The organism is Streptomyces sp. NPDC034086, assembly GCF_055575515.1.
Genome location: NZ_JBVISM010000011.1, coordinates 231828 through 242620 on the forward strand (window position 1 = coordinate 231828; position 10793 = coordinate 242620).

Consider the following 10793-nt stretch of genomic DNA (forward strand, 5'->3'; position numbering starts at 1 on the left):
GTACGGGGGCGCGGGGCCCGCTCAGTACGCGCTGTTCACGTTGTCCATGGAGCCATAGCGGTCGGCGGCGTAGTTGCACGCGGCGACGATGTTCGCGACCGGGTCGTACTGGTCGAACTTGGTGCCCTTGACGTGGTACGCCTTGAAGGTCGGGGCGATCACCTGGAGCAGGCCCTTGGACGGGATGCCGTTCTTCGCGTTGATGTCCCACAGGTTGATCGCGCGGGGGTTGCCGCTCGACTCGCGCATGATGTTGCGGTGGATGCCCGCGTAGCTGCCGGGGATGCCCTCGCGCTTCATGATGAAGAGCGCTTCCTTGATCCAGCCGTCGAGGTTGTTCGCGAAGACCGGGGCGCGGGCCGCGGAACGGCTGGCGGCTTCCTTGGCCTCGCGGTCCTTCTTCGCCTGCGCCTCGGCCTTGGCCTTCGCCGCGTCCTTGGCCTTCTGGTCGGCGACGACCTGCTGGGCGCCGAGGTGCTTCTGCACGGACTGGGTCCAGGCGACCGGGGCGGCCTCGAACGTCTGGGCCTGAGCGCTCTCGGCACCGGCGGGGACGAGGGAGAAGGCGAGGGCGGCGGCACCGAGGGTGGCGACACCGGCGATCGACAGCTTGTACGCCTTCGTCAGACGACTGTGACCGGGAGTGCTGGAAGCAGACATGCGGGGCAACCTCTTCGAATAGCGGGGGCCGCAGGAAAGCGCCGCTCGGATCCGGGATCCGCGGCGCTGTGCGACGGGTGTCATTCTTAGCGGCGGCAAAATCACCTGGCAAAGGTGTGACGTACGATCCCGCTTAGTGGATCACGCCCGCCCGGCCGAGCGGGATTTCCACCCCAGCCGCTACGCGCAGCAGCACTGACGGCGTCCTTATGCCTCCACTACGCAGCTTCGTAAGTGATGTGCGTCCTATGCCCGGGCTCACATCGGGCGCGTAACAGTCTCACCCAGGGTTGCGCGCGCAATTCAATGCGTGACCAAACTCCGACTCGAGGATGAACCGAACGGCCCCGGCCTCATCCCCAGGTCAGAGAATCCGCCCCCACACCCCCTGCCGGGCCCCGCGTCCTCGGGCCCGGGACCTACGCCCGCCGCCCGATACCCCGGCCCAGGGCCGCCGGTACGGTGACCCCATGCACCACGGACCCGCTACGGGAGGACTGGCGGCCGTCAGTGCCGCACTGCTCGCCATGAGCCGCCGGCTGGAGGTCCACGACGTCCTGCGCACGATCGTCGCCTCCGCCCGCGAGCTGCTGGACGCCCGGTACGCGGCCCTGGGCGTCCCGGACGACCACGGCGGCTTCGCCCAGTTCGTCGTGGACGGCATCAGCGAGGAGCAGTGGCGCCGCATCGGTCCGCTGCCCCGCCAGCACGGGATCCTCGCCGCGATGCTCCACGAGGAGACCCCCCAGCGGCTGGCCGACGTGCGCGAGGACCCGCGCTTCGGGGGCTGGCCCGCCGCCCACCCCGAGATGTCCGACTTCCTCGGCCTCCCCGTCCGGGACGGGGAGGAGAACCTCGGCGCCCTCTTCCTGGCCGACAAGAACGGCCCCGGCGGCTTCACCGACGAGGACGAGGCGCTCCTCTCCCTCCTCGCCCAGCACGCGGCCATCGCCCTCACCAACGCCCGCCTCTACGAGCGCAGCCGCGAGCTGACGATCGCCGAGGAGCGCTCCCGGCTCGCCCACGAGCTGCACGACGCCGTCAGCCAGAAACTGTTCTCCCTCCGCCTGACCGCGCAGGCCGCCGCCGCCCTCGTGGACCGCGACCCGGCCCGCGCCAAGGGGGAGCTCCAGCAGGTCACCGCGCTCGCCGCCGAGGCCGCCGACGAACTCCGCGCCGCGGTGACCGAGCTGCGGCCGGCCGCCCTGGACGAGGACGGCCTCGTCCACACCCTGCGCGACCACGTCCGCGTACTGGACCGCGCCCACACCGCCCGCGTCACCTTCACCTGCGAGGGCGTACGGGCCCTGCCCGCCGCCCAGGAGGAGGCGGTGCTGCGGGTCGCGCAGGAGGCCCTGCACAACGCCCTGCGCCACTCCGGAGCGGACCGCGTCGACGTCACCCTCGCCCGTACCCCCGCGGGCGGCGCCGTCCTGCGCGTACGGGACGGCGGCCGCGGCTTCTCCCCGTCCGCCGTCCGCACCGCCGGCCGGCACCTCGGGCTCGTCTCCATGCGGGACCGCGCGAGCGGCGCCGGAGGCCGGCTGGAGGTCCGCTCGGCACCCGGCGCGGGCACCACGATCGAGATGGAGGTCCCCGGTGGCTGACGCCCCCGGCCGCGGCCGGATCCGCGTCCTGCTGGTCGACGACCACCAGGTGGTCCGGCGCGGCCTGCGCACCTTCCTGGAGGTGCAGGAGGACATAGAGGTGGTCGGCGAGGCCTCCGACGGCGCGGAGGGCACCGCCCGGGCCGAGGAGCTGCGGCCCGACGTGATCCTCATGGACGTCAAGATGCCCGGCACCGACGGCGTCGAGGCCCTGCGGCGGCTGCGGGACCTGGACAACCCGGCCCGGGTCCTGATCGTCACCAGCTTCACGGAACAGCGCACCGTGGTCCCCGCCCTGCGGGCCGGTGCGGCCGGATACCTCTACAAGGACGTCGACCCGGAGGCCCTCGCCGGAGCCATCCGCTCCGTGCACGCGGGACACGTGCTGCTCCAGCCGGAGGTCGCCGAGACCCTGCTGACGGCCCAGGACGACCGGAGCGGCCCGGGAGGCCGCGCCGGAGCGCTGACCGACCGCGAGCGGGAGGTCCTCGGCCTGATCGCGGACGGCCGGGCGAACCGGGAGATCGCCAGGGCCCTCGTCCTGTCCGAGAAGACGGTCAAGACGCACGTCTCGAACATCCTGATGAAACTGGACCTCTCCGACCGGACCCAGGCCGCGCTGTGGGCCGTCCGGCACGGCCTCACCGACTGGCCGGCCGACGGCCGCGCCGAGTAGTGCGCTGAGCTGAGATTCATACGGTCGGGTGTATGTAGCCCACATGGCGTATCCCGGCCGGGGTGCGGCCGTTCTCCATGGCATGCCGCGACGGCTGGTCGCGGCGGACGCACTGGAGGACGAGAACGTGAAGAACTTCAAGAAGGCCGCAGCCGCCACCATGATCGCGGGCGGCCTCGTCGCCGCCGGCGCCGGTGTCTCCTCGGCGCACGGCGGTGCGTCCGCGGAGGGCGAGGCCCTGAACTCGCCCGGCGTGGCCTCCGGGAACCTGCTCCAGGTCCCCGTGCACGTCCCCGTGAACGCGGTCGGCAACGCCGTCACCGTGATCGGCCTGCTCAACGGCGCCTTCGGCAACACCGGCGTCAACGCCTGACCCGCGCCCCCACCGGCCCCGCTTCCCCCCTTCTCCCCGGGAAGCGGGGCCGTGCCGTTCTCCTCCGGAGGCCTTCCCGAGGCGCGGGGGCCGGGACGCGGCCACCGGAGGCTACCGCTCCTCCACCGCCGCGTTGTACGCCGCCACGAGCGCCCGCCGCGCCACCCGCTCCACCGGCCGCAGCGCCTCCGCCCGCGCCGCGATCTCCGACGCGGCCACCGCACCCCCGTGCCCGCGCTCGTACGCCAGCGACACCATCAGGTCCACCCGCTGCGCCAGCGCCAGCACCCGCACCGCCCGCGCCGGATATCCGGGCGCCAGCACCTCCCGCCCCGCCTCCGCCCGGGCCCGGTACGCCGACAGGGCCGCGTCCGCCACCGGACCCGACGCCGACACGTCCAGCCGGGTCAGCACCACCGTCGCCTCGCGCAGCGCCTCGGCCAGCTCCCGCTCCGCCTCGCCCAGCGACGGCACGTCCGCCGGCGGGGCCTCCCGTACCGGCAGGCAGTGCCACACCACCGAGACGTGCACGTCACCGGCCGGACCCGCCTCCGTGACCTCCGGCACCAGCCCCAGCGCCGCCCCCGCGCACACCACCGCCTCCTCGGCCTCCAGCGCCCGCGCGTTGAACTCCGGCGGCCCGCTCAGCCCGAGCGGATGCCCCGCCACCGGCAGCGCCACCCGCAGCCCCGACACCCCCAGCGCCCGCAGCCGGCCCAGCGCCAGCGTGAGCCCCACCGGACCCGCCTCGCCGGGCAGCCCCGCCACCCGGTGCACGGCGTCCTCGCCCACGATCGACAGCGCGGCCTCGTCGGGCGAGACCAGACCGGCCAGCAGAGCGTTCCCCCAGGCGGCCAGCCGCCCTGAACGCGGTTCGAAAAGCATCCCCCCACTCTACGGATCGGCCCCCCGACCCGGCCTGGCGCCCGGAGCCCTCCGCGAGTGGCGTAGGTTTTCCCCTGGGGCTGCGCCTGCCGGCGCACAGAGAACCGTGACTGCAAGGGGTGACAACACGCTCATGAGCGATGTTCTGGAGCTGGTGGACGTATCCGTGGTCCGCGAGGGCCGGGCTCTGGTGGACCAGGTCTCCTGGTCGGTGAAGGAGGGGGAGCGCTGGGTGATCCTCGGCCCCAACGGCGCCGGCAAGACCACGCTGCTGAACCTCGCCTCCAGCTACCTCTTCCCCACCACGGGCGCCGCGACCATCCTCGGCAGCACCCTCGGCAAGCCCGGCAGCGACGTCTTCGAGCTGCGCCCGCGCATCGGCGTCGCCGGCATCGCGCTCGCCGACAAGCTCCCGAAGCGGCAGACCGTCCTGCAGACCGTGCTCACCGCCGCCTACGGCATGACCGCGACCTGGCAGGAGCAGTACGAGGAGATCGACGAGCAGCGGGCCCGCGCCTTCCTCGACCGCCTCGGCATGACCGACTACCTCGACCGCAAGTTCGGCACCCTCTCCGAGGGCGAGCGCAAGCGCACCCTGATCGCCCGCGCCCTGATGACCGACCCCGAGCTCCTCCTCCTCGACGAGCCCGCCGCCGGCCTCGACCTCGGGGGCCGCGAGGACCTCGTACGCCGCCTCGGCCGCCTGGCCCGCGACCCCCTCGCCCCGTCCATGGTCATGGTCACGCACCACGTCGAGGAGATCGCCCCCGGCTTCACGCACGTCCTGATGATCCGTCAGGGCAAGGTCGTCACCGCCGGCCCCATCGAGCTGGAACTGACCTCCCGCAACCTCTCCCTCTGCTTCGGCCTCCCCCTCATCGTCGAGCGCAACGACCACGACCGCTGGAGCGCCCAGGGCCTGCCCCTGCGCTAGCGCCTCTCCCGGGGGCCGCGCCGGCCGGGCCGTTCGCGCCCTGTCCGGCCGCGCCGGCCCGGCCTACCATGACCACGTGGACATCGACGCGTGGGTGTGGTGGCTCATCGGCGCGGTCGGACTGGGCATCCCCCTCGTCCTGACCGCCATGCCGGAGTTCGGCATGTTCGCGGTCGGCGCGGTCGCCGCGGCCGTCACCGCGGCCGTCGGCGGGGGAGTGGTGGCCCAGGTCCTGGTCTTCGTCATCGTGTCGGTCGCGCTGATCGCCGTCGTTCGGCCCATCGCCAACCGCCACCGCGACCAGCGGCCCCAACACCGCAGCGGCATCGAGGCGTTGAAGGGCAGATCCGCCGTCGTGCTCGAACGGGTCGACGGCAGCGGCGGCCGCATCAAGCTGGCCGGCGAGGTCTGGTCCGCCCGCCCCCTCGACGCGGACACCAGCTTCGAACCCGGCCAGTCCGTCGACGTCGTCGACATCGACGGAGCGACCGCGGTCGTCATGTGAGCAAGCAGCCCACCCGCGGCCCCGGGGTCTGCGAGACTCCGTTCAACGGGGCAGCACAGACAGCCGGAAGGGCACGGGGAACCGCATGCAACCGATCATCATCGTCCTGATCATCCTGGTGGTACTGGTCTTCATCGCCCTGGTCAAGACGATCCAGGTGATCCCGCAGGCCAGCGCCGCCATCGTCGAACGGTTCGGCCGCTACACCCGCACCCTCAACGCGGGCCTCAACATCGTCGTCCCGTTCATCGACTCCATCCGCAACCGGATCGACCTCCGCGAACAGGTCGTCCCCTTCCCGCCGCAGCCCGTCATCACCCAGGACAACCTGGTCGTCAACATCGACACCGTCATCTACTACCAGGTGACCGACGCCCGCGCCGCGACGTACGAGGTGGCCAGCTACATCCAGGCCATCGAGCAGCTCACCGTCACCACCCTGCGCAACATCATCGGCGGCATGGACCTGGAACGGACCCTCACCTCCCGCGAGGAGATCAACGCCGCCCTGCGCGGGGTCCTCGACGAGGCCACCGGCAAGTGGGGCATCCGCGTCAACCGCGTCGAGCTGAAGGCCATCGAGCCGCCGACCTCCATCCAGGACTCGATGGAGAAGCAGATGCGCGCCGACCGCGACAAGCGCGCCGCGATCCTCCAGGCCGAAGGCGTCCGCCAGTCGGAGATCCTGCGCGCCGAGGGCGAGAAGCAGTCCTCCATCCTGCGCGCCGAGGGTGAGGCCAAGGCCGCCGCCCTGCGCGCGGAGGGCGAGGCCCAGGCCATCCGTACCGTCTTCGAGTCCATCCACGCCGGCGACGCCGACCAGAAGCTCCTCGCCTACCAGTACCTCCAGATGCTCCCGAAGATCGCCGAGGGCGACGCCAACAAGCTCTGGATCGTGCCCAGCGAGATCGGAGACGCGCTCAAGGGCCTCTCGGGCGCCATGGGCAACTTCGGCCCCCTCGGCGGCGGTCCGGCCGGCTTCAACCCGCAGAACCCCGGCAAGCCCGCCCCCGGCGGTGACGGCACCTCCGAGCGCCGGGAGCAGCCCCCCATCGACTGACGGCCGCCCCCTTTCGTGCATGATCGGTGAGGCCCCTCGACCTTCATGGCGGGGAGGCGACTCACCCACACAAAGGGGATGGCTCCGTCCATGTCCATGTCCGTCCTGGAATCGCTCGCGGTCTTCGCCGCCGGAATCGGCGCCGGCACGATCAACACCATCGTCGGCTCCGGCACCCTGATCACCTTCCCGGTGCTGCTCGCCACCGGACTGCCCCCGGTCACGGCCAACGTCTCCAACACCCTCGGCCTCGTGCCCGGTTCCCTCAGCGGCGCCATCGGCTACCGCAGGGAACTCCGGGGCCAGCGCGCCCGCATCATGCGGCTCGGTGCCGTCTCCCTCGCCGGCGGCCTCGCGGGCGCCGTCCTGCTCCTGAACCTGCCCTCGGACTCCTTCGACACGATCGTGCCCGTCCTCATCGGCCTGGCCCTGGTGCTCGTCGTCCTCCAGCCCCGTCTCGCGGCGGCCCTGCGCCGGCGTCAGGAAGCCGCCGGTAGCGAGCCGCGCCGGGCCGACGGCGGGGCCGCCCTGCTGGCCGGCATGCTGCTCTCCAGCGCCTACGGGGGCTACTTCGGCGCCGCGCAGGGCGTCCTCTACGTCGGCCTGATGGGCCTGCTGCTGCACGAGGACCTGCAACGGATCAACGCCGTCAAGAACGTGCTCGCCGCGCTCGTCAACGGCATCGCGGCCGTCTTCTTCCTCTTCGTCGCCGAGTTCGACTGGACGGCGGTGCTCCTCATCGCCGTCGGTTCCACCATCGGCGGCCAGATCGGCGCCAAGGTCGGCCGCCGGCTCCCCCCGGCCGCCCTGCGCGCCCTCATCGTCGCCGTCGGGATCCTGGCCATCGTCCAACTGCTGCTCCGCTGAGCGGCGTAGAAGAAATACGCCGCCCAGCGCACGGCATCCCCCGGCGGACGGGGCGGGCAGGACTCAGGCGCTGCGCGCCAGCCACTCGGGCAGCGCGTCCTCCCCGCCCACCCCCAGGGCGAGCAGCATCGCGTCCGCCGGGGACGGCACGAACGGCTTCCGCAGCAGCGGCATCCCGGCCTCCTCCGGCGTGCGCGCCGCCTTGCGGTGGTTGTCCTCGGCGCACGAGGCCACCGTGTTCAGCCAGGTGTCTCCGCCCCCCTGAGCACGCGGCAGCACGTGGTCGACCGTCGTCGCGCGCTTCCCGCAGTACGCGCACCGGTGCTGGTCCCGCACCAGCACCCCCCGCCGCGACCAGGGAGCATGTCTTCGGAAGGGCACCCGTACGTACCGGCAGAGCCGGATCACCCGGGGCATCGGAAGCTCCATGGTGGCCGCGCGCACGCGCAGCTCGGGATGCGACTGTTCGACGACCGCCTTGTCCTGGAGGACCAGCACCACGGCCCGGTTCAGCGTCACCGTCGACAGCGGCTCGAAGCTCGCGTTCAGTACCAGCGTGTCCCGCATCTCGCCCACCTCCCGTGTGCAGGCCCGCGACCACCCTGGCGGCAAGACCCGGCACCACTCTGGCCGCGCGCGCCACGCGGGACAACGCAATAAAAATGCCCGGTCCTGGCCGTCTTTAGACCAGGACCGGGCAAACACCGGAAGAACGCTCAGCCGGCCGGCGACTCGTACTCACCGATCAGCTGGGCGCGCCCCAGGGCGTGGAAGCGGAGGTGGAAACCGACCGACGCCGGAGAGGAGTCCTCGTCGGTCCCCAGTTCCTCCCGGTCCACCGCGTACACGGTGAACACGTAGCGGTGCCGCTCCCCGCGCGGCGGAGCCGCACCCCCGAAGTCCCGGGTGCCGTAGTCGTTGCGCGCGTGCACGGCCCCCTCCGGCAGCCCCTCGAAGTCGCCGCTGCCCGCTCCGGCGGGAAGCGAGGTCACCGAGGCGGGGATGTCGAAGAGCACCCAGTGCCAGAAGCCGCTGCCCGTCGGCGCGTCCGGGTCGAAACAGGTCACCGCGAAGCTCTTCGTCCCCTCGGGGAAGCCCTCCCACCGCAGCTCCGGCGAGACGTTGCCGCCCGTCAGCACCTGCGCCGCGGACAGCTCCGCCCCCGGCGCGAGGTCCGGGCTCGTCACGGTGAAGCTCGCCACCTCGGGGTGGAAGGCGTGCGGAAGGGGCGCCCTGTTCTGCTCGGCCACTGCTGTCCTCCTGGATCGGATGAGGGGTACGGGCCGAGCCTAGAACCAGTTGCGCTGCGAACCGACCGAGGCGATCCACTGGTTCAGGTACGCCGCCCAGTCGGTCCCCTGGTACGACTGCAGCCCCACCTGGAAACAGCGGTAGGTGTCGCTGCCCTCGCTGAACAGACCCGGCTTCTTGTCCATCTCCAGCACCACGTCCATCTCGTGCCCGTCCGAGACGAAGGTCAGCTCGACCTGGTTCAGCCCCCGGTACTGCGACGGCGGCAGGAACTCGATCTCCTGGTAGAAGGGCAGCGTCTGCCGGGTGCCGCGGATGTGCCCGCGCTCCATGTCCGCGCTGCGGAACGTGAAGCCCAGCTGCCGGAACGCGTCCAGGATCGCCTGCTGCGCCGGCACCGGGTGCACGTTGATCGGGTCCAGGTCACCGGCGTCCACCGCGCGCGCGATCTCCAGCTCGGTGCTGACCCCGATGTTCATCCCGTGCAGCTGCTGCCCGCCGAAGTGGGTGACCGGCGTCTCGGCCGGGATCTCCAGCCCGAAGGGCACCACGTGCAGCGCGCCGGGCTGCACCTTGAAGGCACCGCCGAGGCGCTGCTTGGTGAAGACGACGTCCTGCTTGTACTCGCCGTCGCCGCCCTCCACCTCCACCCGGGCCTGGAGCCCGACGGACAGGCCCTCGATCTGCTGCTCCACGGACCCGCCCTGGATCCGGACCTCGCCCTGGACGATCCCGCCGGGCACGACGTTCGGCTCGGTGATGACCGTGTCCACCGAAGCACCGCCGGCACCCAGGCTCGCGAACAGCTTCCTGAACCCCATGCTCAATCTCCCTCTACGCATCTCAGACCTGGCGACTCCAGAGGCGGCGACCAGACCTGCTGCCATCTGCCGCGCTCCGCTGTCCGCAGCGCGACCGCCCCTTACCACTGCGGAACAGTAGGCCCCGGTTGCAGCGGCGTGCGTTCCAGTACCCTCGACCGGATGAGCGCGCGCCCCGACCGTACGCCCCTGTCCCGGTCCTTCTTCGACCGCCCGGTCCTCACCGTGGCCCCCGACCTGCTCGGCCGCATCCTGGTCCGCCGTACTCCGGAGGGCCCCATGGAACTGCGGATCACGGAGGTGGAGGCGTACGAGGGCCAGACCGACCCCGGCTCCCACGCCTACCGCGGCCGCACCGCCCGCAACGCGTCGATGTTCGGCCCGCCCGGACACGCGTACGTCTACTTCATCTACGGCATGTGGTTCAGCCTCAACCTCGTCTGCGGCCCGGCGGACCACGCCAGCGGGGTGCTGGTGCGGGCGGGGGAGGTGACGGTGGGCGCCGAGCTGGCTGCCAAACGTCGGCTTTCAGCCAGAAACCCGCATGAACTGGCCAAGGGCCCGGCCCGCCTGGCCACCGCCCTGGACGTGGACCGCTCCCTCGACGGCACCGACCTCTGCGCCGGCCCCGACTCCCCCCTGTCCCTGCTCAACGGCACGCCCACCCCGCCCGACCTGGTGAGCAACGGCCCGCGCACAGGAGTGGGCGGCGAGGGCGCCGCCCACCCCTACCGCTACTGGATCACCGGCGACCCGACCGTCAGCCCGTACCGGGCCCACGCGCCCCGCCGCCGCGCAACTTGACTCGATCTTGGGAGACGCCTAACGTAGCCCGAGCCGCTGGAACGGAGCACTGCGTTCAGCAGACCCCGAGCGGCCAAACCACTACCTACGACTTGCCCCTGGCGGGGTCCAATTCGGCGTTCCCGAATTCCCTGCCGACCGGCTCGATTATGAGCCGGGAGGGAAAAGCGTTAACGTAGTGACCACGCCGAAAGGGAAAGCGCGAAAGCGCAGGACCTGGAGAGCGCCGAGGAAATCGGACACGAAAGAGTCTGATAGAGTCGGAAACGCAAGAACGAAGAATGAAGAACGAAAGCCCGGAGGAAAGCCCGCGAGGGTGAGTACGAAGGAAGCGTCCGTTCCTTGAGAAC

At 71.7% G+C, this 10793-nt stretch carries 13 protein-coding genes; 8 read left to right on the forward strand and 5 right to left on the reverse strand.

Annotated features, from left to right (window positions below; translation table 11 throughout):
• Positions 1–21: 21 nt before the first annotated feature.
• A complete protein-coding gene (locus tag ACZ514_RS24055; protein ID WP_468167333.1) occupies positions 22–660 on the reverse strand; it encodes a transglycosylase SLT domain-containing protein in 639 nt (212 codons plus the stop codon).
• Between the two features lie 470 nt (positions 661–1130).
• On the opposite strand from ACZ514_RS24055, the gene ACZ514_RS24060 reads away from it, so the two are divergent.
• The 3 genes from ACZ514_RS24060 (at position 1131) to ACZ514_RS24070 (ending at position 3316) form a co-directional block, all read left to right on the forward strand.
• Complete coding sequence (locus ACZ514_RS24060; RefSeq protein ID WP_469125614.1) at positions 1131–2267, forward strand: GAF domain-containing sensor histidine kinase; 1137 nt, start codon at positions 1131–1133, stop codon at positions 2265–2267.
• The gene (locus ACZ514_RS24065; protein WP_469125615.1) at positions 2260–2943 is read left to right on the forward strand and encodes a response regulator; all 684 of its coding nucleotides are present in this window, start codon (positions 2260–2262) and stop codon (positions 2941–2943) included. The genes ACZ514_RS24060 and ACZ514_RS24065 overlap by 8 nt, the downstream gene beginning before the upstream one ends.
• Before the next feature lie 127 nt (positions 2944–3070).
• Positions 3071–3316, forward strand: coding sequence for a chaplin (locus ACZ514_RS24070; RefSeq protein WP_468697904.1), 246 nt, complete (start codon positions 3071–3073; stop codon positions 3314–3316).
• A gap of 111 nt (positions 3317–3427) precedes the next feature.
• Here the strand turns inward: ACZ514_RS24070 and ACZ514_RS24075 are convergent, their stop codons facing one another.
• Entirely contained in the window at positions 3428–4201 is a 774-nt protein-coding gene (locus ACZ514_RS24075; protein WP_468167339.1) for a hypothetical protein, read from the reverse strand.
• A 133-nt stretch (positions 4202–4334) separates the two neighbouring features.
• Between ACZ514_RS24075 and ACZ514_RS24080 the strand changes: the two genes are divergently transcribed.
• The 4 genes from ACZ514_RS24080 (at position 4335) to ACZ514_RS24095 (ending at position 7567) form a co-directional block, all read left to right on the forward strand.
• The gene (locus ACZ514_RS24080) at positions 4335–5135 is read left to right on the forward strand and encodes an ABC transporter ATP-binding protein (RefSeq protein ID WP_468167341.1); all 801 of its coding nucleotides are present in this window, start codon (positions 4335–4337) and stop codon (positions 5133–5135) included.
• A 76-nt stretch (positions 5136–5211) separates the two neighbouring features.
• Positions 5212–5640, forward strand: a complete 429-nt coding sequence (locus ACZ514_RS24085; RefSeq protein ID WP_469125616.1) for an NfeD family protein — start codon at positions 5212–5214, stop codon at positions 5638–5640.
• 85 nt (positions 5641–5725) lie between these two features.
• Positions 5726–6700, forward strand: coding sequence for an SPFH domain-containing protein (locus tag ACZ514_RS24090; protein ID WP_468167345.1), 975 nt, complete (start codon positions 5726–5728; stop codon positions 6698–6700).
• A gap of 96 nt (positions 6701–6796) precedes the next feature.
• Positions 6797–7567: a sulfite exporter TauE/SafE family protein gene (locus ACZ514_RS24095; RefSeq protein ID WP_469125625.1), complete on the forward strand. Its 771-nt coding sequence runs from the start codon at positions 6797–6799 to the stop codon at positions 7565–7567.
• 63 nt (positions 7568–7630) lie between these two features.
• Here the strand turns inward: ACZ514_RS24095 and ACZ514_RS24100 are convergent, their stop codons facing one another.
• From ACZ514_RS24100 to ACZ514_RS24110, 3 genes are all read right to left on the reverse strand, one after another.
• Complete coding sequence (locus tag ACZ514_RS24100) at positions 7631–8134, reverse strand: HNH endonuclease (RefSeq protein WP_249765411.1); 504 nt, start codon at positions 8132–8134, stop codon at positions 7631–7633.
• Positions 8135–8283: 149 nt separating this feature from the next.
• The gene (locus ACZ514_RS24105) at positions 8284–8817 is read right to left on the reverse strand and encodes a YbhB/YbcL family Raf kinase inhibitor-like protein (RefSeq protein WP_468167347.1); all 534 of its coding nucleotides are present in this window, start codon (positions 8815–8817) and stop codon (positions 8284–8286) included.
• A gap of 39 nt (positions 8818–8856) precedes the next feature.
• A complete protein-coding gene (locus ACZ514_RS24110) occupies positions 8857–9639 on the reverse strand; it encodes a sporulation protein (RefSeq protein WP_468167349.1) in 783 nt (260 codons plus the stop codon).
• Positions 9640–9801: 162 nt separating this feature from the next.
• Here ACZ514_RS24110 and ACZ514_RS24115 point away from each other — a divergent pair, with 162 nt between their 5' ends.
• The gene (locus ACZ514_RS24115; protein WP_469125617.1) at positions 9802–10443 is read left to right on the forward strand and encodes a DNA-3-methyladenine glycosylase; all 642 of its coding nucleotides are present in this window, start codon (positions 9802–9804) and stop codon (positions 10441–10443) included.
• Positions 10444–10793: the final 350 nt, after the last annotated feature.